We start from the raw sequence: 26,683 nt of genomic DNA on the forward strand, positions 1-26,683 counted from the left end.
CCTGACCAGCGAAGATGCGGAGATGTACCGGGTGCGGGCTACTCCACGCCGAGGAGCAGCAGCGCGCCGAGTTCGCCCGCCGGGTACTCGGCGAACTCGACCTCCGGGTGGGACCGGCGCAGGTGGTCGGCCAGGCCTTCGGCCAGACCGGCCGGGGCCTCGGCGTGGATCAGCGCGGTGACCAGCTCGCCACCGGTGCTGAGCATGCGCGCCGCGAGGTCCTGGGCGGCCGTCGGCACGTCGTCGCCGATCAGCACCACCTCGCCGTCGATCAGCCCCAGCACGTCCCCCGGTCGGCAGCGCCCGACCCAGGTCAGCGCCTCGGCGTCGGCGATGCGCAGCTCGCCGCGCCGGGTCGCCGCCGCGGCTTCGGCCATCGCCACCTGGTCGTCGGCCCGGCGCCGCGTCGCGTCGTGCACCGCCAGCGCGGCGAGGCCCTGCACCGGGGACGCCGTGGGCACCACCACCACGTCCGGCCCGCCGTCGATCACCTCGGCCGCGGCCCGCTCCACCAGGGCCGCCGTCTCCGGGTCGTTGGGCAGCACCACGACGTGCGCCGCACCGGTCGTCCCGACCGCCTCGGCGAACCGCTCCGCCACCTGCTCCGGACCGACGACGAGCACGTCGGCGCCCTCCGCCGCGAACAGCTCCCCCAGCTCCGCGCTGGGCACGCAGGCCAGCACCGCGGCGTCCCGCGCGAACGCGGCCCGCTGGTCGGCGAACCGGGTCACCTTGATGTTGCGCACCCGGCCGCTGTCGATGCCCGATTCGATCGCCGCGCCGATGTCGTCGCAGTGCACGTGCACGGCCCACGCGCCCGCGCCGTCACCGACCACCGACACGCAGTCGCCGAGTCCGCACAACGCCGCCCGCAGCGCCGCCGCGCGCTCCTGGTCGGTGTCGCCGAGCAGGTACATGACCTCGTACTCGTACTGCGATTCGTGCTCCAGGGCACCCGAATCGCCGGGCAGCGGCACCTCCGGGGCCAGCCGCTCGCCGTCCCGGACGACCGCGTGCAGCGCGTCGAGCACCACCACGAACCCCCGCCCACCGGCATCGACGACCCCGGCGTCCGAGAGCGCGGCCAGCTGCGCGGGCGTCGCGGCCAAGGCGTCGACGGCCGCGCGGGTCGCGCCGTGCACCACCGCGTCCAGCCGGTCCGCCCCGGCCGCACCGCGCGCGGCGGCGCGCAGGACCGACAGCACGGTGCCCTCGACCGGGTCGGCGAGCGCCTCGCGCGCGAGCTCGTCCGCCCGGGCCAGCGCCGCGCGCAGATCGCGCCCGTCCGCGGCGGTCACGTCCCGGAGCTGCTCGGCCACGCCGCGCAGGGCCTGCGAGAACAGCACCCCGGAGTTCCCGCAGGCGCCGCCGAGCGCACCCTTGGCAAGGGCGCCGAGCACTCCGCCGAGCGTGTCCGGGGCGGTCGCGTCCAGCTCGGCCACCGCGGCCCGCATCGTCTGCAGCAGGTTGGTGCCGGTGTCGCCGTCGGCGACCGGGTAGACGTTGATCCGGTCGATCGCGGCGCGCTCGGCGACGAGCGCCGCCAGGGCGAGGTCCGCCCAGCGCCGGGCCGCCGCCGCATCCAGCGTCCGCAACAACCGGACCTCCTCCCACGATCGGATCCACCCGAGACTAGATGAGCGGTTCCGCGCGGCGACCCGGCCGCTACCCGCAGCGACGCGCCCCCACCGCCTCGAGCGGCGTCGGCGGTGGGCTACACTGATCCGGTCCCAGGGTGGCGATGACCCAGGGCGACCGGATCCTCTCCGGGCTCAGGCCGCCGCCAACGGCGGTGAACAGCAAGCTCTCACGCAAGTGGGGGTCGCTTGCGTGGCTCTCATCGCTGTAACCGTCAAGCAAAGTAAGGGGTGTCTGACGTGGCTGCCGTCTGCGACGTCTGCGGCAAGGGACCAGGCTTCGGCAACTCGGTCTCGCACTCCCACCGGAAGACTCGGCGCCGGTGGAACCCGAACATTCAGACCGTGCACGCCAAGATCGGTGTCTCGCAGCGCAAGCGCATCAACGCGTGCACCTCGTGCCTGAAGGCCGGCAAGGTCGTTCGCGGCTGAACCGCACAGCGCACAAGAACCCCGAGGTCGAGCACCTCGGGGTTTTTGCTGCGCCCAGGCGCTAAGAAGCGTGGTTGCGCCACTGGGGCTCCACCTTCGCCCACTCCGCCTCCCAGGCGACGAGCCTCCGGTGCTGGACCCAAGCGCGGGAGGCGAGCAGCGCCAGCGTGGTGCACATGGCCGAGCCGAGCAGGACCCCCGCTCCGGCCAGCCCTGCCGCCTGCGTCGCCTCACCCCTGGTGAGCGGCGGATCGGTCAGCTGACCGCGCTCGTCGAGCCAGACCGGGAGCGTGCCGGCGGCCGGGACGCGGGCCGGGAGGTCCAGCACCGCGAAGTGCTCATCGGGCGGCTGCCCCCAGCGCACCGCGACCGGGCGGTGCGTGGTCGTGCTGCTGGGCAGCTCGGCGACCACCGACACCACCACCTGGTGCTTGCTCAGCTGCTCGTGCTCGACCACGGCGAGGCGGCGGTTCAGCTCGCCCTGCGCCGCGGCGAAGGCCAGCACCGCGGTGACCACCGCGATCAGCACGACGAGCAGCAGCGCGATCGGTTCGAAGAGGTCGGTGCGCCGGCGCAGCGGGTTCGCGCCCGGAAATGCCCTGCGGATCAGGCACCGCAGGCCGCTGGTGTTCCGGTCGGCTCCCATGACGAGCCTTCTTCCGCCCCGAGCGCAACTTCCGGCAAGGGTCAATGTACGACTGGGCGGAACCGAAATCCATACGGCGCGACCTGCGAAAACGCCGCTACGGGAGCTTCCAGTCGATGGGCTCGACGCCCTTGGCGGCCAGCAGCTCGTTGACCCGGCTGAACGGCCGCGAGCCGAAGAAGCCGCGGTCGGCCGACATCGGGCTGGGGTGCGGCGACTCGACGCAGTCCACGCCCGGCATCAGCGGGCGCAGGTCGCGCGCGTCGCGGCCCCACAGGATCGCCACCATCGGCGTCTCGCGGGCGGCCAGCGCGCGGATGGCCTGCGCGGTGACCTGCTCCCAGCCCTTGCCGCGGTGCGAGCCGGGCTTGCGCGGCTCGACCGTGAGGCTCCGGTTGAGCAGCAGCACGCCGCGCTCGGTCCAGGGCGTCAGGTCACCGCTGGTGGGCAGCGGGTGCCCCAGGTCCTCGGTGTACTCGCGGTAGATGTTGACCAGGCTGCGCGGCGGCGCGACGCCGGGGGCGACCGAGAAGCTCAGGCCCACCGCGTGACCGGGCGTCGGGTACGGGTCCTGGCCGACGATGAGCACCCGCACCTCGTGGAACGGCTGCTGGAACGCGCGCAGGACGTGCTCGGGCGCCGGAAGGTACTGCCGTCCCGCGGCGACCTCGGCGCGCAGGAACTCGCCCATCGCCTTGACCTGCTCGGCGACCGGGGCGAGCGCTTCGGCCCACCCGGCCTCTACGAGTTCGTGCAGTGGACGCGCGGTCATGCAGAGCACCCTAGCGAGCGACCGAGATCGACCGCCGACACCCCCGAGATCCCGTCAACGTGATGCACATCACACACGATCGAAGTAACACTTGCTGCGATATTGCCCACGACCGCCAAACGGCCGTCACCCGAAGGTGTCATCTTCGCCTGTCATCCGGCGAATTCGGCTGTCAAATCCGCGACCCACCGGAGCGCCGTTCCGGGCGCCGGAACGGCGCCGCTTTGCATAAAGGAAATACCATCGGAATGCGCCGATCACGGTCATTTGGTGGCCTGCAAGTGGCCACTCGGCTAGGTTCTGGCGAAGTTGTCGATCGACCACGGCCGTGGACGGCATGACCCGGAGGTGGGCCGCAAACTCATGACTTCGCAGGAAACCGAAACATCGCCCGAACAGCGGTCACTGCTGCGCCGCGCGGTCGGCGCCGCCGCAATCGGAAACTGCACGGAGTGGTACGACTTCGGCGTATACGCCTACGTCGCGGTCTACATCGGTCACCAGTTCTTCCCCGGCCCGCTGGAGACGGTCTCCGCGTTCGGCGTCTTCGCCATCTCGTTCCTGTTCCGGCCGCTGGGCAGCCTGTTCTTCGGGCCGCTCGGCGACCGAATCGGGCGGCAGAAGGTGCTGGCGCTGACGATCTTGCTGATGTCGGGCTCCACATTCGTCATCGGATTGTTGCCGACCTACGACGCCATCGGGATCTTCGCCCCGATGCTGCTGCTCCTGTGCCGGTTGTTGCAGGGCTTCTCCACCGGCGGTGAATACGGTGGCGCGGCCACCTACATCGCCGAGTTCGCGCCCAACCGCAAGCGCGGTTTCTGGGGCAGCTGGCTGGAATTCGGAACCCTCGCCGGATTCGGGCTGGGCGCCCTGGTGCCGACAATCCTGATCTTGACCATGGGCACCCAGGCAATGGAGGACGGCGGCTGGCGCATTCCGTTCCTGATCGCCGGTCCGCTCGGCGGCGTCGGCCTCTACCTGCGCAGCAAGCTGGAGGACACCCCGGCGTTCAAGGAGCTGGAGGCCAACCACCAGGTCGCCAAGTCGCCGCTGAAGGACCTGGTCAAGGAGTGGTGGCGGCAGCTGCTGATCCTGATGGGCATCGTGGTCCTGATCAACATCGCGAACTACACGATCCTGACCTACATGGAGACCTACCTGAAGGACACGCTCAACGTGCCGGACGGTCAGGAGTACCAGGTGCTGGTGCCGCTGCTGCTCACCGTGGTCTTCATGATGGTGATCATCACGCCGGTCGGCGCGCTGTCGGACCGGATCGGCCGCAAGCCGCTGTTCCTGTCCGCGGCGATCTGCTTCCTGGTGCTGCCCATCCCGGCGTTCATGCTGATCTCCCAGGGCACCGTGCTGACCACGGTGTGCGGTCTGGGGCTGCTGGCGATCGGGCACGTGCAGCTGATCGGCCCGCTGGCCGCGACGCTGCCCGCGATGTTCCCGACCAAGGTCCGCTACGCGGCCTTCTGCATCGGCTACAACATCTCCACCGCGGCCTTCGGCGGCACCGCGCCGCTGGTCAACGACGCGGTCGTCAAGAGCACCGGGAACACCTTCTTCCCGGCGTTCTACCTGATGGCGGCGGCGCTGGTGGCCCTGGTGCCGATCCTGCTGATGAAGGAGACCGCGCGGCAGCCGCTGATGCAGGACGCGCCGTCCCCGGCGAAGTCCTCGACGAGCTGACCCGCACAGCGGAAGAGCCCCGGTGCGCTGCGGCGCGCCGGGGCTCTTTGCCGTCTCGTCGCGGGCTACCGCCAGTGCTCCCAGCCGCTCGGCCCCTCGTACTCCGCACCGTCCACCGTCACGCCCGCGCCCTCGGCGACCACGCCGATCTCGCGCCAGCCCTCCGGCAGCTCCTGACCGGCCGGGAACGTCGCGATCAGCGCCTGGTCCTCGCCACCGGTGAGCACCCAGTGCCGGGCGTCGGCGCCGAGCGCGGAGGCGACCTCGGTCAGCCGCTGCGGGACCTCCACCTGCTCGGTGCGGACGTCGATGGCGACCTGCGAGGCCGCCGCGATGTGGCCGAGGTCGGCCAGCAGCCCGTCCGAGGTGTCCACCATGGACGTCGCACCGGCCAGCGCCGCCTGCGGCCCGGCCGAGTACGGCGGCTCCGGGACGCGGTGCGCGCCGACGACCGCGACCGGTGACCGGAAGCCCCGCCCCAGCACCGCCAGCCCGGCCGCCGACCAGCCCAGCCGCCCGGCCACCGCGACCACGTCGCCGGGCCGCGCGCCGGAGCGGGTCACCGGGGCCCGGCCCTGCAGGTCGCCGAGCGCTGTGACGGAGATCGTCAGTGAGGTCGCCGACACCATGTCCCCGCCGATGATGCTGATGCCGACCTGCTGTGCTTCTTCCCACATGCCGTCGAGCAGCTCGTCGACGACGTCCGCGGGCATGTCCGGGGAGCAGCCCAGCCCGACCAGCAGTCCGGTGGGCACCGCGCCCATCGCGGCGATGTCGGAGAGGTTCACCGCCACCGCCTTGCGCCCCACCTGGTGCGGCGTGGACCAGTCGAAACGGAAGTGCACCTGCTCGACCAGCACGTCGGTGGTGGCCACCACCCGCCCATCCGGCGCCGCCATGACCGCGGCGTCGTCCCCCGGTCCGAGCAACGTGCCGGGTGACTGAGCCCGCCCCGATGTCACTCGATCGATGAGACCGAACTCACCCAACTGGGAAACGGTCTGTGCGTCCTGCGACGAATCAGGACCCAACTGGGACCTTCCTTCCTTGAGCATCCGCTCGGTCCGATGGGGTAGCTTTCTGCCAGTTTCCTACCCCGAGCACATCGGCAAGACGAAGGGGCACGCCGTGGTTCAGGCTTACATCCTCATCCAGACCGAAGTCGGCAAGGCCGCTGCGGTGGCCGGCGAGATCAAGGACTTCCAGGGCGTCATCAGCGCCGAGGACGTCACCGGTCCGTATGACGTGATCGTGCGCGCCGAGGCGGACAACGTCGACCAGCTCGGCAAGATGGTCGTCGCCAAGATCCAGAACGTGGAAGGCATCACCCGCACCCTCACCTGCCCGGTGGTGCACCTCTGACCTTCCGGCGGTGACGAGCACCCTCCGGTCCCGTGCGGGCTGCGGCTCAACGGGATCCGAGGGTGCCCCTCATCCCCGGAGGACGTGCACAGGCCGGTGTCCAGCGACGACGGCGGCCGTGCTGTAGTGGACGACGTGGTTCACCAATCAGCGACCGGAGTGCCCCGGCCGGTGTTGATCGTGGCGATCACGCTCGGAGCACTCCTCGCCCTGGCGGTCGCCGGAATCGGCACCTACGGCTGGTACACCGCCCGACAGGAGCAGCAGGCGGCGGAGGCCGCCGAGCAGGCCCGCCGCACGGGTCCGCTGGCCCTCGCCCCGATCCCCGCGCCGGAGGCGGAGTCGGCGGAGTGCGCCGCGGTCATCGGCGCGCTGCCGCGCGAGCTGAAGGTCGGCGACGCCGCGGTCCCGCGCCGCGAGGTGGCGCAGCCCGCGCCCGCCGCGACGATCGCGTGGGGCGATGCGGAGCACGACCCGATCACGGTGCGCTGCGGAATCGACGCGCCCGCCGAGCTGACGCCCACCTCGCAGCTGGTCGACGTCTCCGGCGTGAGCTGGCTGGAGATCAACCAGGGCGGCGACACCTCGTGGCTGGCGGTCGACCGCCCGGTCTACGTCGCGCTGAGCGTCCCCGGCGGCACCGGGACCGGTCCGCTGCAGGACCTCTCGGCGATCCTGCGCGAGAAGCTCCCCAAGCAGCCGGTCTTCCCCTGATCCGGGGCTAGCGTGGCGATCATGAGTGCCACGCTGCTCCACGTGAGCGATCCGCACCTGACCGCCGACCCCGCCTCCGCGGAGCGGCTGCGGCAGGTGCTCGACCTGGCCGCGCCGCGCCGCCCCGATGCGATCGTGGCGACCGGCGACATCAGCGATCACGGCGAACCCGCGGAGTACCGCGCCTTCGCCGAGGTGATGGCGGACCGGCCGCCGTGGCTCGCCATCCCGGGCAACCACGACCACCCGGCCACCCTCCGCGCCGAGCTGCGGCAGGACCGCTGCCCCGTCCTCGAAGCGGGGCACGTGCGCGTGATCGGGCTCGACGTCACCGTGCCCGGCGAGGACCACGGCTTCCTCCGCGACGACGCGGCGCAGGCCGCTGAAGCCGCCGCGCGGGGCGCGCACCAGGTCGTGCTGGCGCTGCACCAGCCGCCGGTCCTGATCGGCCACTCCTACGTCGACGCGATCCCGCTGACCAACCCCGAGGCCCTGGTGGGGCTCTTGGGGCGGCTCCCGCGCGTGGTGGCCGTCCTGTCCGGCCACGTGCACACGCCGCTGGTGTCGTCGCTGGCCGGGGTGCCGGTGCTCGGCGCTCCGGGCGTCGCGTCCGAGCTCGCCGTCGACCCGGACCGCCGACCGCTCATGTTCGGCGGTGCACCCGGGATGGCCCTGCACCGCATCGGCGACGACGGCACCGTCACCACGACCTTCCACCACGCCGCTTGACGTGGAACGGCCCCGGTCCCCGCAGGCGGGAGGCCGGGGCCGGTCGGGTCAGCGCAGCCCGGTGCCGCGGGCGATCGCCGTGTCGATGAGGGTGCTCAGCAGGGTCGGGTAGTCCACGCCGCTGTGCGCCCACATCCGCGGGTACAGCGAGATCGCCGTGAAGCCCGGCATGGTGTTGACCTCGTTGACGATCAGCTCGCCGTCCTCGGCGAGGAAGAAGTCCACCCGCGCCAGGCCCTGGCACTCCAGCGCGCGGAAGGCGCGCACCGCGTCCGAGCGCAGCTGCTCGATCGCGTCGTCGCCGATCTTGGCCGGGATGTCGAACTCGGTGACGTCGTCGAGGTACTTGGACTCGTAGTCGTACCAGTCGGATTCACCGGTCACCCGCAGCTCGGCGGGCTGCGAGGCCTCGATCCGGCCGTCCGGGAACTCCAGCACGCCGCACTCGATCTCGCGCCCGACCACCGCGGACTCGATGATCACCTTGGGGTCGGTGCGCCGCGCCTCGGCGATCGCGGCGTCCAGGTCGGCCCAGTCGGTGACCTTGCTGATGCCCAGCGACGACCCGGCGCGCGCGGGCTTGACGAACACCGGCAGCCCGAGCCGCTCCCGCTGCGCGTCGTCCAGTGTGGACTGGTCGCGGCGCAGCACCTCGTAGCGGCCGACCGACAGGCCCTCCGCGGCGAGCAGCTTCTTGGTGTACTCCTTGTCCATCGACACCGCGCTGGACAGCACGCCCGGCCCCACGTAGGGCACGTCGGCCATCTCCAGCAGGCCCTGGATGGTGCCGTCCTCGCCGAAAGCGCCGTGCAGCACCGGGAACACCACGTCCACCGACGACAGCACCTCGCCGCCCCGCTCCGGGCCCAGCAGCACCAGGTCGCGCCGCGTGGGGTCGCCGGGCAGCGCGATGGCTGTGCCGGACTCGACCGCGGGCTCCTTGCGGTCCCGGATCTCCAGCTGCTTCGGGTCGTCGGTGCCCAGCACCCAGGCACCCTCGCGGGTGATGCCGACCGGCACGATCTCGAAGCGGTCCTGGTCCAGGTGCGCGAGGACGCTGCCGCCGGACACGCAGGAAATGCCGTGCTCGGTGCTGCGCCCGCCGAAGACGACCGCCACCCGGGTCTTGCGCTGTGTCATGCGCCGGACCATACCTGCCGAACCGGGTGCCCGTTTCACAACCTGCGCCCTCCCCCGCGCCCCAGCACCTACCGCGACCAGCCGTATCCCGCCCGCGAGCAGCCCCGTCCCGCCTCCTCGCACCGACCGCCACCTCCGGCGCGGAGGATCACAGTTTCAGCGGAAACTGCGGTCTTCCCCCACGTCCAATCACAGTTTCAATTGAAACTGCGGTCCCGGACGCTCAGGGACGGCACAGCTGGGCGACGATCGGCAGCGCTCGCACCAGGTCGTCCCGCGAGCACGCGGCGTACCCGAGCGCCAGGCCGAACCACTGCTGGGGCCCGCAGTGGTGGCGCCGCAGGCCGTCGATGACCAGCCCGCGCTCCCCCGCCTCCGCGACCACCCGCTGCTCGGTCGCGGCGTCCGGCAGGGGCAGCACCACGTGCGCGCCCGCGCGGTCGCCGAACACCTCCACGCCTTCGGCCGCCAGGCCGTCCACGACCAGCGCGCGGCGCTGCGAGAGCTCCCGCCGCAACCGGCGCAGGTGCCGCCCGAGGTCTCCGTTGCGGGCGAACTCCGCCAGCACGCGCTGGCCCGCGGGCGCCGGGCTCGTGCCGGTGAGCTCGCGGTACTCCACCACGGCCGAGACGACCCGGTCCGGGGCGAGCATCCAGCCCACGCCCAGCGTCGGCGAGATGATCTTGCTCGTGGTGCCCAGGTGGACCACGACGTCCGGGGCCATCGACGCGAGCACCGGCAGCGGTGCGACGTCGTAGCGCAGCTCCCCGTCGTAGTCGTCCTCGACGATCAGCCACCCCTCGGCGCGCGCCCGCTCCACGAGCGCGATCCGGCGCTCCGCGGGCAACCGGCCGCCGATCGGGAACTGGTGCGCCGGGGAGCAGTAGACCCCGCGCACGCCCGACGGGATGGCGTCGACCACGATCCCGGCGTGGTCCACCCGCGCCGGGACGACCCGCACCCCGAGCGACTTCAACGCGCCGACCGCGCGCTGGTACCCGGGCTCCTCCACGGCGATCGCGTCGCCCGGCTCCAGCACGGCGGACGCCAGCTCGATGACCGCAGCGGTGGTGCCCCCGGTGGCCAGGACGTTGTCGACCGTGAGCCCGCCGAGCACGAGACCGCGGTGCCGCAGCAGGTGTTCGACGACGGCTTCCCGGTAGGCGGGCACGCCCGCTCGGTGCCGCTTCAGGTCCGGAGCCACGTCGGCCGCCGCGCGCCAGGCCCGCCGCCACGCCGCCCGGTCGATGCCCTCGGCCCACGGCACACCGGCCGTCAGCTCCACGTTCGGCTCCTGCGGTTCCCGCGCGCCCAGGTTGGCACCGTTCGGTGTTCCGACCTGCGCACCGGGCGGGCTCGTCGTGACGTACGTTCCCGACCCGTGCCGCCCGGCGATCCAGCCCTCGGCGTGCAGCTGCTCGTAGGCGGCAGCCGTCACCGTGCGGCTCACCGCCAGGTGTCGTGCGAGCGCGCGGGTGGACGGCAGGCGGTCGCCGCCGCGCAGCTGGCCGACGGTCGCCGCGTGCCGGAGGGCGTCCGCGAGCTGGACGGCGAGCGGTCGCGGATCGTCGCGTCGCAGGTCGATGGCGAGCTCCAGCAGCGGTGAGCTCGCGGGTACGGCATGTGGCATTTCGGAATTCTCCCCGATTGGCACTTCGATAATGCCACTTGCCGGATGATCCTGGTGCCCGTGACCCCACAGCTCTCCACCACCGAACGGTCCACCATCCGCCGCGGCAGCAAGCGCGCCCGAACCGACCGCAGCGAGCTGCACGCCGTGCTCGACGCCGCCCTGATCTGCCACCTCGGCATCGTGGTCGACGGCGCGCCGCGAGTGCTGCCCACCGGCTTCGGCCGCAGCGGCGAGACGCTCTACCTGCACGGCTCGACGGGCGCGCGGAGCCTGCGGGAAGCCGCCGAGGAGCCGGAGATCTGCGTCGCGGTGACCCACCTCGACGGCATCGTCTACGCGCGCTCGGCGTTCCACTTCTCCGTGAACTACCGGTCCGCGGTGATCCACGGCCGCCCGCGCCAGGTCACCGATCCCGACGAGAAGTGGCGGGCGCTGCAGGTGATCACCGAGCACCTGGCCCCCGGGTCCTGGGAGCACGCGCGGCAGCCGAACAAGCGGGAGCTGGCCGCGACCGCCGTCATCGCCCTCGACCTCGCCGAGGCCGCGGTGAAGATGCGCGGCGAAGGTCCCAACGACGAACCCGAGGACGTCGAGGCGAACAAGGCGTGGGCCGGGGTTCTGCCGCTGGAGACGCGGTGGGGTGCACCGGAACCGTCCGGCGACCTCGCGCCGGGGTTCGAGGTCCCGGCGCACGTGCTGGAGCGGAGGTGCTCGGCATGACGATCCGCGAGCTCGACGACTTCACCCCCGCCTACCCGGTCCTGCGCGAGCTGCGCCCGAACCTGGGCTCGCTGGAGGACTTCCTGGCCCAGGCGAAGCAGCAGCGGGGGCAGGGCTACCGGATGATCGCCGCCTTCGACGGCGGCGAGGTCGCTGCGGTGGCCGGGTTCCGGTCCGGGCTGTGCTTCGCCTGGGGCCACCACATCTACGTCGACGACCTGGTCACCGCGCCGAGCGCGCGGCGGAAGGGCCACGCGGCCGCGCTGCTGGCGTGGATCGACGAGGAAGCGCTGCGGCTCGGCGCCGACCAGGTGCACCTCGACTCCGGCACCCACCGGCACGAGGCCCACCGCCGCTACCTGACGTCCGGCTTCGCCATCTCGTCGTTCCACTTCACCAAGGCGTGACCACACCGTCCGCTGTGGACGGTGCCGCTCAGCCAAAGTGGGTGCCCACCGGGTGCAGACCGGTGACCGGGTCGTGCGCGTAGGTCGTCATCGGCGAGCGGACCGGGCGGTAGACGTGGATGCTCACCGCCGGGTCCGCGCCGGTGTTGGACACCTGGTGCACGTAGTCCGGGCCGAACACGCGGGACTGCCCGGCGGTCAGCTGGTGCAGCACCTCGGTGGTCCCGCCGCGCACGACGCGCTCGGTGAGGTCGCCGGAGACGATGGTGAAGGCACCGGTGGCGCCACCGTGGTCGTGCAGCTCGGTGCGCTGGCCGGGCAGCCAGCTCAGCAGCCAGGCCTCGTAGTTCTCGGTGCGGGCCAGCAGGCCGAACCAGCGCTGGTCCGGGTCGTAGCGCAGCAGGTGCGTCCACGAACCGCGGTCGGCGGCGAGCTCCCGGGCGATGCGGACCGGGTGCGCGGAGGTCAGATCGGCAGCGGCGGCGAGGGTATTCGGCGGAACGGCGAACACGTGCGGAAGTCCTTCGGGATCGGGCGCGGATCCCGGGCACCGGCGCACGACGGCGCGCAGCAGCACCCGGGGGATTACCTGGGATCGATCAGCACGAAGAACACGAACAGAGCGCGCTGGCGACGCGGTGGAGGTCGATGTGACCCCGCCGTCCGGTCATGGCGCGCAACAACATGCCCCGAACTCAACCAGCCCCGCCAACCCCGCGTCAACACGCCCCGGCGAGATCTCACACCACGGAGTGTGCCCCACCCCACACCCCACCGCCGTTGGCGCGATTTCAATGGAAATCAGGTGTCCGATTTCCATTGAAATCGCATCCTGCCCGTGGACCGCAGCCGCGAAGGGCGACCGGCACCGGCCGGCAGGTGTCGCATGCGCCGCAGGCGCATAACCCACCCTCGCAACCGGCACCGCCGTGGGTTCTCAGCGTTCGCCCGGCGAGGACGACCCTGACGCCGTGTATCGGCATACACAAGTCAGGGCACCCACAGCCAGGCGGGCGCTGAGGTTCCGCCACCCGCACCGCCGCTCAGAACGAGGTTGGAAAAACCTCAATGGAAATCGCGGCGGTCCTGTCAGCTGAGGGCTTGGAGGACGTCTGCGACCAGGTCGTCGGGGTCCTCGCAGCCCGCGGAGAAGCGGACGAAGCCCTCGGGCACCGGGTCGCCCCACTGGGCCCGGCGGTCGACGGTGCTGTGCAGGCCGCCGAAGCTGGTCGCCGCCACCACCAGCTCGCTGCGCCGGACGAACTCGTCCACCGCGGCCGCGTCGGCGAGCTCGAACCGGAACACCCCGCCCCAGCGGCGCATCTGCCGCCGTGCGAGATCGTGCGACGGGTCGTCGGGCGCGCCGGGCCAGCGCAGGCCGGAGATCGCGGGGTGCCCGCGCAGCGCCGCGACGAGCGCGGCGGCGTTCTCGGCCTGCCGCGCCAGGCGCAGGTCGAGGGTGCCCATGCTGCGGTGCACCAGCCAGGTCTCGAACGGCCCCGGGATGGAGCCGGACAGCGTCCGCGCCCGCACCAGCCGCTCGGCCAGCTCGGGGTCGCGCACCGAGACGTGGCCCATCAGCAGGTCGCTGTGCCCGGCCAACGCCTTGGTGTCGCTGGCGATGACGATGTCCGCGCCCAGCTCCAGCGGGCGCTGCCCCAGCGGCGTCGCCGTGGTGTTGTCCACCGCCAGCAGCGCGCCCGCCCGGTGCGCGCGCTCGGCGAGCTCCGCGATGTCGCACACGTCCAGCCCGGGGTTCGACGGGGTTTCCAGCAGCACCAGGCGTGCTCCGGCGAAGACGTCGTCGGTCCACGGGCCGGGGGTGCCGATCTCCCGGACGTCCAGCTCCAGCTCGGTCAGCTCGTCGCGCACGAACTGCCGGGTCGCGTAGTAGCCGTCGCTGGGCAGCACCAGCGCGTCGCCGCGCCGCAGCAGCGCGCGCAGCACCGTGCTGATCGCGGCCATGCCCGAGGGCAGCAGCAGGCAGTGCCCGCCGTCGAGCTCACCGATCGCGGCTTCCAGCGCCCGCCAGGTGGGATTGCCCGCCCGCCCGTAGAAGTCCCCGCCCTGGAAGTCCTCGCCGAGGTGGAACGGAGCCGCGAACACCGGCCCCGGCAGCATCGGGGTCCCGCTGACCGGCTCCGGGTGCCCGCCCCGCACGCACCGCGTGCCGTCGCCGAGATCGGACTTGCTCACAGCTCACCTACCACTTCACTTGGCCGACAATCCCGGCGAACGCCATCGGTCGCCGCCCCAAACACTCGCACGTCCCGAGCCCGCGCAACGCTCCACCGGCACCGCCACGCAAACCAGCCGCTGGAATCAACAAGATCACTCGGGCTTGCGCTCGCGGCCGAGGAGTTCCGCCGCTGCCGGGCCGGGCTGCAGGCCTTCGTGGCAGACGCGGTGCACCACGTCGGTGATCGGCATCTCCACGCCGTGGCGGGCCGCAAGCTGGCGGATCGACGAGCAGGACTTGACGCCCTCGGAGACCTGGCCGTGGGCCGCTTCCTGCGCCTGGGCCAGGGTCTCGCCGCGGCCGAGGCGCTCGCCGAAGGTCCGGTTGCGCGACAGCGGCGACATGCACGTGGCCACCAGGTCGCCCAGCCCGGCGAGCCCGGCGAAGGTCATCGGGTCCGCGCCCAGCGCGACGCCCAGCCGCGTGGTCTCGGCCAGGCCGCGGGTGATCAGCGAGGACATCGTGTTGTGCCCGAAGCCGAGGCCGACCGCCATGCCGCAGGCCAGCGCGATCACGTTCTTGCACGCCCCGGCGATCTCGATGCCGATCAGGTCGGTGTTGGTGTAGGGCCGGAAGTACCGCGTCGAGCAGGCGTGCTGCAGGGCGATCGCGCGGTCGTGGTCGGCGCAGGCCACCACGGTCGCGGTCGGCTGCTCGGCGGCGATCTCCTTGGCCAGGTTCGGCCCGGACACCACCGCGACCTGCTCCATCGGCACGTCGGCGACCTCGGCGATGACCTCGCTCATCCGCTTGAGGGTGCTCAGCTCCACCCCCTTGGCCAGGCTCACCAGCGTCGCGTCCGCGGGCAGCAGCGGTTGCCAACCGGCGAGGTTCTCGCGCAGCGTCTGGCTCGGCACCGCCAAAACCACCACGTCGGCGTCGTGCACCGCGGCGGCCGCGTCGTCGGTGGCGCGCAAGGACTCCGGCAGGCGCACGTCCGGCAGGTAGCCCGCGTTGCGGCGGGAGCCGTTGATCGCCTCGGCGACCTCCGCGCGGCGGGCCCACAGGACGACGTCGTTGCCCGCGTCGGCGAGCACCTTCGCGAAGGTGGTGCCCCAGGATCCGGCGCCGAGCACCGCGATCCGCTCAGGCCGCGCCATCATCGTCCCGCTTCTTGCGGGCGGAGCTGTAGAACTCGGTCGGCGGCTGCTCGTCGCGGATCTCGCCGAGCATGTCCCGCACCCGGCGCATGGCCAGGTGGGTGACCTCGCGCAGCGCCTGCCCGTCGTGCTCCATGCCGCGGTAGGCCGACAGGTCCAGCGGCTCGCCGAAGGCGAACTTGACTGTCTTGCGCGGGAACGGGCGGAAGCGCTTGGTGTAGTGGTTGTAGATCTCCTTGGTGCCCCAGCGGGCGGCCGGGATCACCGGGATGTCGTGGGCCAGCGCCAGCCGAGCCACCCCGACCTTCGGCGTCATCGGCCAGCCGTCGGGGTCCTTGGTGATGGTGCCGTCCGGGTAGATCACGATCGTCTTGCCGCGCTCCAGCGCCTCGTGCGCGTCCCGCAGGCTCTTCTGCGCGTCGGCGGTGCCGCGGTAGACCGGAATCTGCTCCACGCCGACCAGCACGTTCTTGAGCACCGGGACGTTCCACAGGGTGTGCTTGGCCAGGAAGCGCGGCACCCGCCCGGCGCGGTGCACGGTCACCGCGTCGAACACCGGGTCCAGGTGGGAGACGTGGTTGAGCACCACCAGCGCCGGTCCGTCGGCCGGGATGTTGTGCAGCCCGCGCACCTCGGTGCGGGCCAGCGCGGCGGTCAGCGGGTAGAACACCGCGCGGGCCAGGCCGAGCCAGAACTTGCCCGTGCCCCGCGCCTTCTCGCTGGTCTTCCTCCGCTGGCGCCGGAGGCTCCTCGGTTCCGCCACGGCATCTCCTCATCTCTCCTCGCGAGCGCCCGCAAAGTTACCCCGAGCCCGGCCGCGCACCGGCAACCAGTCGGTTCCGCGGCCCCGTCGACCGAGCCGGGAAGATGGGTGCGTGACCGCCAACGACGACCGGCCGAGCCGCCGGTTCCCGCAGCAGGACTGCCCTGCGGTGCACCTCATCGTGCCGATCAAACCGCTGCACCTGGCCAAGTCGCGGCTGCTCAGCGGCGGTGCCCGCCTCCCGGCCGCGCACGCCGAGCTGGTCGCGGCCGTGGCGTTGGACACAGTGGCCGCCGCGCGCCGCGCAGCGGGCGTCGCCGACGTCGTCGTGATCACCTCCGACCCGCGGCTGACCGCCGAGTTCACCGCCGCGGGCGTGGAGGTGCTGGCCGACGTCCCGGCGGCCGGGTTGAACCCGGCGCTGCGGCACGGCGACACCGAGCTCAGCCCGCGGGGGGCCCGGATCGGTGCGCTGCAGGCGGATCTGCCCGCGCTGCGGCCGGACGACCTCGCGGCCGCGCTCCGCGCCGCCGGGGCGGACCGCTCGTTCTGCCCGGACCGGCACGGCACCGGCACCACGCTGCTGCTGGCCGAGCCGGGGCGACCGCTGGATCCGCACTTCGGCCCCGGTTCGGCCGACGCGCACGCCGAGTCCGGGGCCAAACCGCTCCTCGGCCCGTGGGACTCGCTGCGCTGCGACGTCGACACCGAGGACGACCTGGCCGCCGCCCGCGCCCTCGGCCTCGGCCCGCGAACCGCGGCGGCGATCGCGTAGCGGAACACCCCGGGCGAACCGCTGATTCCGCGCGAAATCGGCCCGAACCGCGCAAATCAGCACCACGGGTGCGACCGTGATGCGAAACGACCATGAACTCTTTTCACAGACATCGGCTGAACCGGTTCGATGAGCGACAATGGACGGGTGAGCACCGACAGCACCGGCCGGGCCAAGCAGCCCGCCAAGCGAACCACCACTGGCCGGTCCACGCGCCGCGCACCGCGCCCGGCACGTCGCGCCGGTGACCCGAGCGCTGCCACCACCCCGGCGGCGTCGCGGCGGAACGGCAACCCGAACTCCGAAGGTGCCCGCGTCCCCTCCGCGCCACCCGCGGTGACGCGCGCAGCGGCCTCCACCGACCTGCCCGAGGACCGCTACCTCAACCGCGAGCTGTCCTGGCTCGACTTCAACGCCCGGGTGCTGGCCATCGCCGAGGACACGTCGCAGCCGGTGCTCGAGCGCGCCAAGTTCCTCGCGATCTTCGCGTCCAACCTGGACGAGTTCTACATGGTGCGCGTCGCCGGGCTGAAGCGCCGCGAGGAGACCGGGCTGTCGGTGCGCAGCGCCGACGGGCTCACCCCGCACGAGCAGCTGACCCGCATCGCGGCCCGCAACCAGGACCTGGTGGAGAAGCTCAGCCGGGTCTTCCTCGACGAGCTGCTGCCGGAGCTGGAGGCGCACGGCATCCGGATCCAGAACTGGTCGGAGCTGGAGACCGCCGACCAGGAGAAGCTCACCCGCTACTTCGAGGACCACATCTTCCCGGTGCTCACCCCGCTCGCGGTGGACCCGGCGCACCCGTTCCCGTACATCTCCGGGCTGTCGCTGAACCTCGCGGTCACCGTCGCCGACCCGGACGCCGGGATCCGGCGCTTCGCCCGGGTGAAGGTGCCGGACAACGTGCCGCGGCTGATCCGCGTCGAGTCCGACCGGGAGACCGAGCGCGCCACCTTCCTGCCGCTGGAGGAGCTCATCGCCGCGCACCTGGGGAAGCTGTTCCCCGGCATGCGGGTCGCCGAGCACCACATCTTCCGGGTCACCCGCAACGCCGACCTGGAGGTCGAGGAGGACCGCGACGAGGACCTGCTGCAGGCCATGGAGCGGGAGCTGGCGCGCCGCCGGTTCGGGCCGCCGGTGCGCCTCGAGGTCACCGACACGATGAGCGAGAACATGCTGGAACTCCTGCTGCGCGAGCTGGAGGTCGACCAGCACGACGTGGTGGAGGTCAAGGGCCTGCTGGACCTGTCCTGCCTGTTCCAGCTGGAGCGGCTGCACCGGCCGGACCTCAAGGAGTCGCCGTTCGTGCCCGCGACGCACCCGGCGTTCGCCGAGGGCCAGACGCCCAAGAGCATCTTCTCCACGCTGCGCGAGGGCGACGTGCTGGTGCACCACCCCTACGACTCGTTCTCCACGTCGGTGCAGCGGTTCATCGAGCAGGCCGCGGCCGACCCGCACGTGCTGGCCATCAAGCAGACCCTGTACCGGACCTCCGGCGACTCGCCGATCGTCAACGCGCTCATCGACGCCGCCGAGGCGGGCAAGCAGGTGGTGGCGCTGGTGGAGCTCAAAGCCCGGTTCGACGAGCAGGCGAACATCCAGTGGGCGCGCACCCTGGAGCGCGCCGGGGTGCACGTGGTCTACGGCCTGGTCGGGTTGAAGACGCACTGCAAGACCGCGCTGGTGGTGCGCCAGGAGGGCTCCACCATCCGCCGCTACTGCCACCTGGGCACCGGCAACTACAACCCGAAGACCGCGCGGATCTACGAGGACCTGGGGCTGCTGACCGCCTCCCCGGAGATCGGCGCCGACCTCACCGACCTGTTCAACGTGCTCACCGGCTACGCCCGGCACGGCGAGTACCGCCGAATCCTGGTGTCCCCGCAGGGCATCCGCAACGGCATCGTGGAGCGCGTGGAGGCCGAGATCGAGCGGTCCCGGCAGGGCCTGCCGTGCGGCATCCGGATGAAGGTGAACTCGCTGGTCGACGAGCAGATCATCGACGCGCTGTACCGGGCGTCGCTGGCCGGGGTGCCGGTGCAGGTCGTGGTGCGCGGCATCTGCTCGCTCAAGGCCGGTGTCGAGGGCCTCAGCGAGAACGTCGAGGTGCGGTCCATCCTGGGCCGGTTCCTGGAGCACTCCCGGGTGTTCCACTTCGTCGGCATCGACGAGCACTGGATCGGCAGCGCCGACATGATGCACCGGAACCTGGACCGCCGGATCGAGACCCAGGTCCGGGTCACCGATCCGAAGCTGACCGCCCAGCTGGACGCGATGCTCGACTCGGCGCTGCACCCGGCGACCCGCTGCTGGGTGCTCAACGCCAAGGGCGACTGGGAGGCGTCCCCGCGCAGCGGCGAGCAGGTCCGCGACCACCAGGTGGAGATGCTGCGCTTGCACGGGGCGAAGGTCTCGTAGACCGTTACCGGACCCGAGCGCTGGAGTGCTTCAGGACGATGAGCGTGACCGAGAACCAGCCGGCTTCCGAGCCGATCGACGGCGAACCGACTGATGCTCCCGGCCGCACGGTGCGGGCCGCCGGAGCCGTGCTGTGGCGCGACGGCCCCGGTGGTCCGGAGGTGGCGGTGGTGCACCGCCCGCGCTACGACGACTGGTCGCTGCCGAAGGGCAAGCTCGACCCCGGCGAGCTGCCCGCGCACGCCGCGGCCCGCGAGGTCGCCGAGGAGACCGGGTTTTCCTGCGTGCTGTCCCGGTTCCTCACCCGGGTGACCTACGCGGTCCCGGCCCCGGGCGGCACCGCGCCGAAGGTCGTGGACTACTTCGCCGCCCGCGCGAACGGCGGGGCGTTCGCCCCGAACGGCGAAGTGGACGAACTCCGGTGGCTGCCCGCCGCCGCGGCGCGCGAACTGCTCAGCTATCCGCACGACGGGCGCGTGCTGGACGCCTTCGAAGAACTGCCCGCGGAGTTGGCGACGGTATTGCTGGTCCGCCACGCTAAAGCGGGCAAACGATCCGAATGGGCCGGGGACGATGTGCTCCGCCCGCTCACCGAAGCGGGGCAGCAGCAGCGGGACGCATTGCATTCGCTGTTGCCGTTGTTCGGACCGGTCCGCGTCTATTCCGCGCCCCGGCTGCGCTGCGAGCAGACGGTGGCGCCGATTGCGGCGGACCTGGGAATCGGGATCGGCACCGAGCCGCTGTTCTCCGAGGAGGGCTACCTGGCCGACCCGGCGGCCGCGGTGGCGCGGATGCTGCGGGTGGCGGCCGGGACCGGACCGGCGCTGGTGTGCAGCCAGGGCGGCGTGATCCCGGACCTGGTGGCGCGGCTGGCGGATTCCGGCGCGCTGAGCGGTCGGCCGGGGCTGCGCCCGGGCGAGGTGGCCAGCCGCAAGGGCAGCGTCTGGACGCTGAGCTTCCGCCGAACCCCGGTCACCGGCAACGGCAGCGCGCCGCAGCTGCACCTGGTCGCGGCGGACTACCTGACGGACCCGATTCCCTGACCGGGCGCTGATTCGCGCGGCGGCGGCCGGGATCCCGGCCGGTTCGCGGGTCGGAAGCGTCGGCGTCCGGATTCGCCGACGCCCCGGCTCCGGCAAGCAGCGGTCTCGTGCCGCTGTTCGGCGCTGATCGCGCCGTGTGGGCGTCGCGCGCCGCCCACCGGGGCTCGGGCGCGGCTAGCCGGTTCTCCGGCGGCCACGGCCCGCTCAACCCCGAACGCACTGCGGGCGGGCGTCCTGCGCGGTGTCGCACCCGGACGCCGCACCACTCGGCGGAACCGCCTCCCCGCCTCGCGGGTCGGGGGGCGACCTGGCCGAAGAGCGGGCGGTATCCCACCCCGTTGCCCGGGGTCAGATCACCGCCCGCTCGGTCCACTGGTGCTCGCTGCTGGGGCGAGCACTCACTTCTTGGTGGACTTGCGAGTAGTCGTCGCCTTCTTGGTCGCCGGACGGGTCGTCTTGGCCGCGGCCTTGGTGGTGCTGGCCTTGGCCGTGCTCGCCCGCTTCGGGGTGGCCTTCGCCGTGGTGGCCTTCGCGGTGCTCGCCTTGGCCGTGGTGGCCTTGGTGGTCCGCTTCGGCGCAGCCTTGGTGGCGGTGGCCTTCGTGGCCGCGGCCTTCGTGGTGGCCTTGGTCGCCTTGGTGGCGGTCGCCTTGGTGGTGGCGGCCTTCGCGGTCGTGCGACCGGCGGTCTTGGTCGCAGCGGCGCGCGTGGTGGTGGCCTTGGCCTTGGTGCCGGCGGCAGCCTTGGTCGCGGTGGCGGTCCGGGTGGTGGCACCGCGGGTGGTGGCCGCCTTGACCGAGGACTGGCGCGGCAGTTTCCGCTGCCCGCCCACGACTTCCTTGAACTGGGTGCCGGCGCGGAAGGCGGGGACGTTGGTCTTCTTGACCTTCACGGCCTCACCGGTGCGCGGGTTGCGGGCGGTACGCGCAGCACGGGCCCGCTTCTCGAAAACCCCGAAGCCGGTGATGTTGACCTTCTCGCCTTTGTTGACGTTGCGAACGATGATGTCCACGACGTTTTCCACAGCCTGGCTGGCGGTCTTCTTGTCTCCGAGGCGTTCTGCCAGAGCCTCGATGAGTTGGGCCTTGTTCACTTCAGTCCCTCCCAGGACACAACAACGGCCCCGTTGGGCCGACTCAATGTCAACGGTAAAGCCCCGGATAAACAAATGCCAATCGCCACGCCCCATTTTTTCGTTCAGGGCGCGGGCATTCGTGTCCGGGCAACGGGGCCGCAGTGCTCGTGGAGCAACTGTTCAGTTGTGCCCCGGATGGCGGGATTTTCCTTGCACCGCAGAAGGAATCCGCCATCCGGGGAGCGCGCGATCAGCCCTGCGGGGCGGGCAGGGTGGCCGGCTTGAAGCTCGGCCGCGACTGCTCAAAAGTGTCGATCGTCTCGGCGTGCCGCAGGGTCAGGCCGATGTCGTCGAGCCCTTCCAGCAGCCGCCAGCGGGTGTAGTCGTCGATGCTGAAGGCCACGGTGAGATCCTTGGCGTGCACGGTCCGTTGCTCCAGATCCACCGTCACGGCGGTACCGGGCTCGTTCTCCAGCAGCTTCCACAGCAGCTCCACATCGGACTGCTCGCACTGGGCCGCCAGCAGGCCCTGCTTGCCCGAGTTGCCGCGGAAGATGTCGGCGAAGCGGCTGGAGATGACCACCCGGAAGCCGTAGTCCTTCAGCGCCCACACGGCGTGCTCGCGGGAGGACCCGGTGCCGAAGTCGGGACCGGCCACCAGCACGCTGCCGTTGCGGAACGGCTCCTGGTTGAGGATGAAGTCCTGGTCGCCCCGCCAGGCGGCGAACAGGGCGTCCTCGAAGCCGGTCCGGGAGACCCGCTTGAGGTAGACCGCCGGGATGATCTGGTCGGTGTCCACGTTGGACCGGCGCAGCGGGACGCCGACCCCGGTGTGCGTCTTGAACGGTTCCATCGTCACTGCTCCTTATGAGCGCTCTGAGAGCGGCTGTCTTTGAAGCGGCGCAGCCGCTTAGCCCACCCCCGCAGCCGGCACCGCCGCGGGTTCTCAGCGTTCGCCTGGCGAGGACGGCCCAGCCGCCGTGTATTGGCATACATAAGGCTGGGCACCCGCAGTCCAGGCGGACGCTGAGGTTCCGCTACCGGCACCGCTACGCAAGGTGAGTTCAATGTCAGCTTTCAGTCGAGGTCTTCGGGCGAGGACAGGGTGCCGCGCACGGCGGTGGCGGCGGCGACGAGCGGGGAGACCAGGTGGGTGCGGCCGCCCTTGCCCTGCCTGCCCTCGAAGTTGCGGTTGGAGGTCGACGCGCTGCGCTCGCCCGGGGTGAGCTGGTCCGGGTTCATGCCCAGGCACATCGAACAACCGGCCGAACGCCATTCCGCGCCGGCGGCGGTGAAAACCTCGTGCAGCCCCTCGGACTCCGCCTGCTTGCGGACCTTCATCGAGCCCGGCACCACCAGCATCCGCACGTCCTGCGCGACCTTGCGGCCCTTCAGGACCTCCGCGGCGGCGCGCAGGTCCTCGATGCGGCCGTTGGTGCACGAGCCCAGGAACACCGTGTCGACCGACACCTCGCGCAGCGGGGTGCCCGGCTCCAAGCCCATGTAGGCCAACGCCTTCTCCGCGGCGAAGCGCTCGCCCTCGTCGGCGATCTGCTCCGGGTCCGGCACCCGCTCGCCCAGCGGCAGGCCCTGGCCCGGGTTGGTGCCCCAGGTGACGAAAGGCGTGAGCTCGTCTGCGTTGAGCGTGACCTCTGCGTCGAATGTGGCGTCGTCGTCGGTGCGCAGCGTCTTCCAGTACTCGACGGCGGCGTCCCACTCGGCGCCCTGCGGGGCGTGCGGACGTCCCTTCAGGTACTCGAAAGTCGTTTCGTCCGGCGCGATCATGCCCGCCCGGGCGCCCGCCTCGATCGACATGTTGCAGATCGTCATGCGGGCTTCCATGGACAGCTGGCGGATCGCCTCGCCGCGGTACTCGAGCACGTAGCCCTGCCCGCCGCCGGTGCCGATCTTGGCGATCACGGCCAGGATCACGTCCTTGCTGGTCACTCCTGGCCGCAGGGTGCCCTCGACGTTGATGGCCATGGTCTTGAACGGCTTCAGCGGCAGCGTCTGGGTGGCCAGCACGTGCTCGACCTCGGAGGTGCCGATGCCGAAGGCCAGCGCGCCGAACGCGCCGTGCGTGGAGGTGTGGCTGTCGCCGCAGACCACCGTGGTGCCGGGCTGGGTCAGCCCGAGCTGCGGACCGACGACGTGCACGATGCCCTGCTCCGCGTCGCCCATCGGGTGCAGCCGGATGCCGAACTCCGCGCAGTTCTTCCGCAAGGTGTCGACCTGGGTGCGCGACACCGGGTCGGCGATCGGCAGGTCGATCCCGGTGGTGGGCACGTTGTGGTCCTCGGTGGCCAGCGTCAGGTCGGGGCGGCGCACCTTCCGGCCGGCCAGCCGCAGCCCCTCGAAGGCCTGCGGGCTGGTGACCTCGTGCACCAGGTGGAGATCGATGTAGAGCAGGTCTGGCTCGTGCCCCTCACCGCGGCGCACGATGTGCGCGTCCCAAACCTTCTCCGCGAGCGTTTTTCCCATCGCTGCTCCCAGTCGAGCCTGCCGAGACCCCGGAACGGGTCTTCCCACAGAGTGGACTTCCCAGATGCCGGGAAGCTAGTATCGGTACGTGGGACAGCATAGCGGCATCGGAGTACTGGACAAGGCGGTGGCCGTTCTGCAGGCCGTTGCCAACGAACCGTGCGGCCTCGCGGAACTGTGCAGCCGCACGGGCCTGCCGAGGGCGACGGCGCACCGCTTGGCGGTGGGCCTGGAGGTGCACCGCCTCCTGCGCCGGGATTCGGACGGGCGCTGGCGCCCGGGCGCGGCCCTCGCGGAGCTGGCCGGCGGAGCGGTGGACCCGCTGCTGGAGGCAGCGACCACAGTACTGCCCAAACTCCGGGACATCACGGGCGAAAGCGTCCAGCTCTACCGCCGGGACGGCATGCAGCGCCTGTGCATCGCGACCGCAGAACCTCCCAGCGGCCTCCGCGACACGGTCCCGGTGGGCACGGCCCTCCCGATGACGGCGGGCTCGGGAGCGAAGGTCCTGGCGGCCTGGGCGGACCCGGCAACCCAAAGAGCGGTCCTCGCGGAGGCGGTCTTCGGCGAACGAACCCTCATGGAGGTCCGCCGCCGGGGCTGGGCCCAGAGCGTGGCGGAACGGGAATCCGGCGTGGCGAGCGTGAGCGCCCCCGTCAAGGACGCCCAAGGAGCGGTAGTAGCGGCGATCTCGGTCTCAGGCCCGATCGACCGAATGGGCCGCCGCCCAGGAGCCCGCTGGGCAGCAGACCTCCTAGCAGCAGCGGACGCCCTCCAGAACCGCCTGTAACAACGAAGCAGAAGCACCAGGAGCGGTGCGGAAACCCCGCACCGCCACCCCAACCGAACACCGAGGGGGCATGAGCCCAACCCGACGCAAAACGAAAAGGGCCCCACCTGCGCTCACCGCAGATGGGGCCCTCCACCTGTAGTCCCGACGGGATTTGAACCCGCGCTACCGCCTTGAGAGGGCGGCGTCCTAGGCCGCTAGACGACGGGACCGCGTTACGACAAGAACTCTACAACACCCGAGAACCCCCAGAACACCCACCCCCCTCCAACCCCAAACAACACCCCGGACCTGCACCAACGCGGCAACGAGAACCGAAGAACAAGCCCCACCACCCCGAACCTGGCCGCGAAGGCGCAGCCGAGCCCAACAGAGGCCCGCATCACACACAACGACGCCCCACCAAGACAGCCGCAGGCGACAACCGGAAGAGCAGTGGTGACGCCGGTGGACGGCGATGACATCGGGAGAAGCGGTGGCGACACCGAAGGATCAGCGGTGACACCGGCCGGAGCCGCCAAGGAGAAGTCCCGCAACGCACGGGATCGGCAGTGTTCAAAGCGGTAGGTGGTCGCCTCGCGCAGTGCAGTTTCAATCGAAATTGGCACCGCCCTCGACGAACCCCCGGCACCGAGCAGAGCCAATTTCAATCGAAACTGCAACCCCACCACCCCCTCCCGGAGAAGCCGGAAAGGCAACACCCGACCACACCCGCGATACGGCTCCGCGATACGGCTGGTCCGTGAGCAGGCCGGGTACGAACCCCTCGCAAGGAGCACTCGAAAGCAACCCCCGCACCGTGGGGGGCTTGGGGGGCTCGGCCCCCCAATACAAAAACGGAAAGGGCCCTGTCTACGCCTTCCGTAGACAGGGCCCTCCCACCCTTGTAGTCCCGACGGGATTTGAACCCGCGCTACCGCCTTGAGAGGGCGGCGTCCTAGGCCGCTAGACGACGGGACCACGCTTGAGCGATCTTCCGCTCGGCAGTGCCGAGCTTCGGAGCTGCTCGCTGGGGTACCAGGACTCGAACCTAGACTAACTGAACCAGAATCAGTCGTGCTGCCAATTACACCATACCCCATGGTGCCGCGCGGCCAGTTTGCCCTTTTTCCGATCTCCCCGGGGAGTTCGGCTTCCGGACTGCTGTCCGCTGCGTTGATAAGAATATTAGACCATCGCTCCGGGGGCCTTGGAATGGGGGGTGGGTTAACGGGATCGTCGCAGGTCGCGGCGGGTTCAGCGGATCAGTTCGGGCACCGCGGGCAGGGCTGCCAGGTCGCCGACGAGGAGTTCGGGGAGCTCGTGCAGGCTCGTGATGGCGGGCACACCGGCGTCCTCCGGTGCGCGCTGGTCGCGGTTGAGCCAGATGCCGTGCAGACCGGCGCGGGTCGCTCCTTGGGCGTCGGTGTCGAGCCGGTCGCCGACGTGGGCGACTTCGTCGGGGCGCAGGCCGAGCGCGTCGCAGGCGGTGTGGAAGATCCGCGGGTCGGGTTTGGCGACGCCGACCTCGCCGGAGATGACGAGCACGTCGAAGGTGTCGGCGAGGCCGACGGCGGCGATCTTCTTGCGCTGGTAGGCGCTCGGGGCGTTGGTGACGACCGCGAGCCGCAGGCCGCTGTCGCGCATCCAGTCCAGGCAGGGGCGGGCGTCGTCGAACAGCCCCCAGGAGCGCTGCATGGCGGCCATCCGGAGGTTTTCGCGGCGGGTGGCTTCGGCGTCGTCGATCTGCTCGCCGAAGGCGGCGAAGAAGGCCTTGGTGCGTTCGACGCACATCACGTCGAAGTCGAGCTCGTCGTTGACGTACCGCGCGTAGTAGTCGTCGGTGGTGCGCTCCCACACCGGCCAGGCCCGGTCGGTGCCGAGCAGCTCCCGGAGGCCTTGCCGCGCCGCGCGCTGGCTGTCCAGGAGGGTGTCGTCGACGTCCAGGCACACGGCCTTGAGCTGTCCGGGTGCGTGGGTGGGGGAAGGCTTCGGCGCGGATGTCACCCCGAGAGGCTAGGCGCTCACCCGCTGCGTCCGATTCGGCCAACACGGTGATCCTGTCGGCCCATTTCCGCTTGGGCGCGACAGGTGGTTCCGCCCGGCTCGCCCGGTCGGGCGGGAACCACCCC

General features: G+C 71.4%; 25 protein-coding genes and 3 tRNA genes. 11 read left to right on the top strand and 17 right to left on the bottom strand.

Annotation, left to right across the window (positions count from 1 at the left end; translation table 11 throughout):
- Positions 1 to 38 precede the first annotated feature (38 nt).
- Positions 39 to 1,598, bottom strand: a complete 1,560-nt coding sequence (locus tag F1721_RS16605; protein ID WP_150067606.1) for a DAK2 domain-containing protein — start codon at positions 1,596 to 1,598, stop codon at positions 39 to 41.
- Between the two features lie 279 nt (positions 1,599 to 1,877).
- On the opposite strand from F1721_RS16605, the gene rpmB reads away from it, so the two are divergent.
- A complete protein-coding gene (gene rpmB / locus F1721_RS16610; protein WP_150067607.1) occupies positions 1,878 to 2,069 on the top strand; it encodes a 50S ribosomal protein L28 in 192 nt (63 codons plus the stop codon).
- A gap of 61 nt (positions 2,070 to 2,130) precedes the next feature.
- On the opposite strand, the gene F1721_RS16615 is transcribed toward rpmB, so the two are convergent.
- The gene (locus tag F1721_RS16615) at positions 2,131 to 2,715 is read right to left on the bottom strand and encodes an Rv1733c family protein (RefSeq protein WP_150067608.1); all 585 of its coding nucleotides are present in this window, start codon (positions 2,713 to 2,715) and stop codon (positions 2,131 to 2,133) included.
- A 97-nt stretch (positions 2,716 to 2,812) separates the two neighbouring features.
- Entirely contained in the window at positions 2,813 to 3,487 is a 675-nt protein-coding gene (locus F1721_RS16620) for a uracil-DNA glycosylase (RefSeq protein ID WP_150067609.1), read from the bottom strand.
- A 363-nt stretch (positions 3,488 to 3,850) separates the two neighbouring features.
- Between F1721_RS16620 and F1721_RS16625 the strand changes: the two genes are divergently transcribed.
- On the top strand, positions 3,851 to 5,185 hold the full coding sequence (locus F1721_RS16625) for an MFS transporter (protein WP_150067610.1): 1,335 nt from the start codon (positions 3,851 to 3,853) through the stop codon (positions 5,183 to 5,185).
- Between the two features lie 65 nt (positions 5,186 to 5,250).
- On the opposite strand, the gene F1721_RS16630 is transcribed toward F1721_RS16625, so the two are convergent.
- A complete protein-coding gene (locus tag F1721_RS16630; RefSeq protein WP_150067611.1) occupies positions 5,251 to 6,216 on the bottom strand; it encodes a thiamine-phosphate kinase in 966 nt (321 codons plus the stop codon).
- A gap of 97 nt (positions 6,217 to 6,313) precedes the next feature.
- Here F1721_RS16630 and F1721_RS16635 point away from each other — a divergent pair, with 97 nt between their 5' ends.
- The 3 genes from F1721_RS16635 to F1721_RS16645 all read left to right on the top strand — a co-directional run bounded on the left by F1721_RS16635 (position 6,314) and on the right by F1721_RS16645 (position 7,990).
- Entirely contained in the window at positions 6,314 to 6,547 is a 234-nt protein-coding gene (locus F1721_RS16635; RefSeq protein ID WP_150067879.1) for an Lrp/AsnC ligand binding domain-containing protein, read from the top strand.
- 180 nt (positions 6,548 to 6,727) lie between these two features.
- The gene (locus tag F1721_RS16640) at positions 6,728 to 7,261 is read left to right on the top strand and encodes a DUF3515 domain-containing protein (protein WP_342782933.1); all 534 of its coding nucleotides are present in this window, start codon (positions 6,728 to 6,730) and stop codon (positions 7,259 to 7,261) included.
- A 21-nt stretch (positions 7,262 to 7,282) separates the two neighbouring features.
- The gene (locus F1721_RS16645) at positions 7,283 to 7,990 is read left to right on the top strand and encodes a metallophosphoesterase family protein (protein ID WP_150067613.1); all 708 of its coding nucleotides are present in this window, start codon (positions 7,283 to 7,285) and stop codon (positions 7,988 to 7,990) included.
- A gap of 48 nt (positions 7,991 to 8,038) precedes the next feature.
- On the opposite strand, the gene F1721_RS16650 is transcribed toward F1721_RS16645, so the two are convergent.
- Together F1721_RS16650 and pdxR are read right to left on the bottom strand one after the other, a co-directional pair.
- The gene (locus F1721_RS16650; protein ID WP_150067614.1) at positions 8,039 to 9,130 is read right to left on the bottom strand and encodes a D-alanine--D-alanine ligase family protein; all 1,092 of its coding nucleotides are present in this window, start codon (positions 9,128 to 9,130) and stop codon (positions 8,039 to 8,041) included.
- Positions 9,131 to 9,353: 223 nt separating this feature from the next.
- On the bottom strand, positions 9,354 to 10,760 hold the full coding sequence (gene pdxR, locus F1721_RS16655) for a MocR-like pyridoxine biosynthesis transcription factor PdxR (RefSeq protein WP_150067615.1): 1,407 nt from the start codon (positions 10,758 to 10,760) through the stop codon (positions 9,354 to 9,356).
- 45 nt (positions 10,761 to 10,805) lie between these two features.
- Between pdxR and F1721_RS16660 the strand changes: the two genes are divergently transcribed.
- Positions 10,806 to 11,483, top strand: coding sequence for a pyridoxamine 5'-phosphate oxidase family protein (locus F1721_RS16660; RefSeq protein WP_150067616.1), 678 nt, complete (start codon positions 10,806 to 10,808; stop codon positions 11,481 to 11,483).
- The gene (locus F1721_RS16665; RefSeq protein WP_150067617.1) at positions 11,480 to 11,890 is read left to right on the top strand and encodes a GNAT family N-acetyltransferase; all 411 of its coding nucleotides are present in this window, start codon (positions 11,480 to 11,482) and stop codon (positions 11,888 to 11,890) included. Before F1721_RS16660 ends, F1721_RS16665 begins: the two co-directional genes overlap by 4 nt.
- Before the next feature lie 28 nt (positions 11,891 to 11,918).
- Here the strand turns inward: F1721_RS16665 and F1721_RS16670 are convergent, their stop codons facing one another.
- From F1721_RS16670 to F1721_RS16685, 4 genes are all read right to left on the bottom strand, one after another.
- Positions 11,919 to 12,401: a cysteine dioxygenase gene (locus tag F1721_RS16670; RefSeq protein WP_150067618.1), complete on the bottom strand. Its 483-nt coding sequence runs from the start codon at positions 12,399 to 12,401 to the stop codon at positions 11,919 to 11,921.
- 578 nt (positions 12,402 to 12,979) lie between these two features.
- Complete coding sequence (locus tag F1721_RS16675) at positions 12,980 to 14,086, bottom strand: cystathionine gamma-lyase (RefSeq protein ID WP_150067619.1); 1,107 nt, start codon at positions 14,084 to 14,086, stop codon at positions 12,980 to 12,982.
- A gap of 135 nt (positions 14,087 to 14,221) precedes the next feature.
- Positions 14,222 to 15,229, bottom strand: coding sequence for an NAD(P)H-dependent glycerol-3-phosphate dehydrogenase (locus F1721_RS16680; protein ID WP_150067880.1), 1,008 nt, complete (start codon positions 15,227 to 15,229; stop codon positions 14,222 to 14,224).
- Positions 15,216 to 15,992 carry a lysophospholipid acyltransferase family protein gene (locus F1721_RS16685; RefSeq protein WP_150067620.1) on the bottom strand — a complete coding sequence of 259 codons (777 nt, stop codon included), beginning with the start codon at positions 15,990 to 15,992 and terminating at the stop codon, positions 15,216 to 15,218. The genes F1721_RS16680 and F1721_RS16685 overlap by 14 nt, the downstream gene beginning before the upstream one ends.
- A 112-nt stretch (positions 15,993 to 16,104) precedes the next feature.
- Here F1721_RS16685 and cofC point away from each other — a divergent pair, with 112 nt between their 5' ends.
- From cofC to F1721_RS16700, 3 genes are all read left to right on the top strand, one after another.
- Positions 16,105 to 16,767, top strand: coding sequence for a 2-phospho-L-lactate guanylyltransferase (cofC, locus tag F1721_RS16690; protein WP_246155040.1), 663 nt, complete (start codon positions 16,105 to 16,107; stop codon positions 16,765 to 16,767).
- A 129-nt stretch (positions 16,768 to 16,896) separates the two neighbouring features.
- The gene (locus tag F1721_RS16695) at positions 16,897 to 19,185 is read left to right on the top strand and encodes an RNA degradosome polyphosphate kinase (protein ID WP_150067621.1); all 2,289 of its coding nucleotides are present in this window, start codon (positions 16,897 to 16,899) and stop codon (positions 19,183 to 19,185) included.
- Positions 19,186 to 19,223: 38 nt separating this feature from the next.
- A complete protein-coding gene (locus F1721_RS16700) occupies positions 19,224 to 20,228 on the top strand; it encodes an NUDIX hydrolase (RefSeq protein WP_150067622.1) in 1,005 nt (334 codons plus the stop codon).
- A gap of 398 nt (positions 20,229 to 20,626) precedes the next feature.
- On the opposite strand, the gene F1721_RS16705 is transcribed toward F1721_RS16700, so the two are convergent.
- The 3 genes from F1721_RS16705 to leuC all read right to left on the bottom strand — a co-directional run bounded on the left by F1721_RS16705 (position 20,627) and on the right by leuC (position 23,782).
- A complete protein-coding gene (locus F1721_RS16705) occupies positions 20,627 to 21,319 on the bottom strand; it encodes an HU family DNA-binding protein (protein WP_150067623.1) in 693 nt (230 codons plus the stop codon).
- A 232-nt stretch (positions 21,320 to 21,551) separates the two neighbouring features.
- A complete protein-coding gene (gene leuD, locus F1721_RS16710) occupies positions 21,552 to 22,154 on the bottom strand; it encodes a 3-isopropylmalate dehydratase small subunit (protein ID WP_150067624.1) in 603 nt (200 codons plus the stop codon).
- A gap of 224 nt (positions 22,155 to 22,378) precedes the next feature.
- On the bottom strand, positions 22,379 to 23,782 hold the full coding sequence (gene leuC, locus F1721_RS16715) for a 3-isopropylmalate dehydratase large subunit (protein WP_150067625.1): 1,404 nt from the start codon (positions 23,780 to 23,782) through the stop codon (positions 22,379 to 22,381).
- 88 nt (positions 23,783 to 23,870) lie between these two features.
- Between leuC and F1721_RS16720 the strand changes: the two genes are divergently transcribed.
- Entirely contained in the window at positions 23,871 to 24,572 is a 702-nt protein-coding gene (locus F1721_RS16720) for an IclR family transcriptional regulator (protein ID WP_170301514.1), read from the top strand.
- Positions 24,573 to 24,711: 139 nt separating this feature from the next.
- Here the strand turns inward: F1721_RS16720 and F1721_RS16725 are convergent.
- The 4 genes from F1721_RS16725 to F1721_RS16740 form a co-directional block, all read right to left on the bottom strand.
- Positions 24,712 to 24,784 (bottom strand) — tRNA-Glu (locus F1721_RS16725).
- Between the two features lie 675 nt (positions 24,785 to 25,459).
- Positions 25,460 to 25,532 (bottom strand) — tRNA-Glu (locus F1721_RS16730).
- A 49-nt stretch (positions 25,533 to 25,581) separates the two neighbouring features.
- Positions 25,582 to 25,653: transfer RNA gene (locus F1721_RS16735), tRNA-Gln, on the bottom strand.
- 155 nt (positions 25,654 to 25,808) lie between these two features.
- Complete coding sequence (locus F1721_RS16740; protein ID WP_246155043.1) at positions 25,809 to 26,558, bottom strand: HAD family hydrolase; 750 nt, start codon at positions 26,556 to 26,558, stop codon at positions 25,809 to 25,811.
- Positions 26,559 to 26,683: the final 125 nt, after the last annotated feature.

Origin of the sequence: Saccharopolyspora hirsuta (assembly GCF_008630535.1) — a bacterium.
GTDB lineage: Bacteria > Actinomycetota > Actinomycetes > Mycobacteriales > Pseudonocardiaceae > Saccharopolyspora > Saccharopolyspora hirsuta.

Excerpts from the sequence above, each read along its gene's own strand:
- leuD (WP_150067624.1), bottom strand. The coding sequence starts at position 22,154 with ATGGAACCGTTCAAGACGCACACCGGGGTCGGCGTCCCGCTGCGCCGG.
- pdxR (WP_150067615.1), bottom strand. The coding sequence starts at position 10,760 with ATGCCACATGCCGTACCCGCGAGCTCACCGCTGCTGGAGCTCGCCATC.
- F1721_RS16695 (WP_150067621.1), top strand. The coding sequence starts at position 16,897 with ATGAGCGACAATGGACGGGTGAGCACCGACAGCACCGGCCGGGCCAAG.
- F1721_RS16650 (WP_150067614.1), bottom strand. The coding sequence starts at position 9,130 with ATGACACAGCGCAAGACCCGGGTGGCGGTCGTCTTCGGCGGGCGCAGC.
- F1721_RS16615 (WP_150067608.1), bottom strand. The coding sequence starts at position 2,715 with ATGGGAGCCGACCGGAACACCAGCGGCCTGCGGTGCCTGATCCGCAGG.
- F1721_RS16680 (WP_150067880.1), bottom strand. The coding sequence starts at position 15,229 with ATGGCGCGGCCTGAGCGGATCGCGGTGCTCGGCGCCGGATCCTGGGGC.
- F1721_RS16660 (WP_150067616.1), top strand. The coding sequence starts at position 10,806 with ATGATCCTGGTGCCCGTGACCCCACAGCTCTCCACCACCGAACGGTCC.
- F1721_RS16625 (WP_150067610.1), top strand. The coding sequence starts at position 3,851 with ATGACTTCGCAGGAAACCGAAACATCGCCCGAACAGCGGTCACTGCTG.
- F1721_RS16665 (WP_150067617.1), top strand. The coding sequence starts at position 11,480 with ATGACGATCCGCGAGCTCGACGACTTCACCCCCGCCTACCCGGTCCTG.
- F1721_RS16645 (WP_150067613.1), top strand. The coding sequence starts at position 7,283 with ATGAGTGCCACGCTGCTCCACGTGAGCGATCCGCACCTGACCGCCGAC.
- F1721_RS16620 (WP_150067609.1), bottom strand. The coding sequence starts at position 3,487 with ATGACCGCGCGTCCACTGCACGAACTCGTAGAGGCCGGGTGGGCCGAA.
- leuC (WP_150067625.1), bottom strand. The coding sequence starts at position 23,782 with ATGGGAAAAACGCTCGCGGAGAAGGTTTGGGACGCGCACATCGTGCGC.
- F1721_RS16700 (WP_150067622.1), top strand. The coding sequence starts at position 19,224 with ATGAGCGTGACCGAGAACCAGCCGGCTTCCGAGCCGATCGACGGCGAA.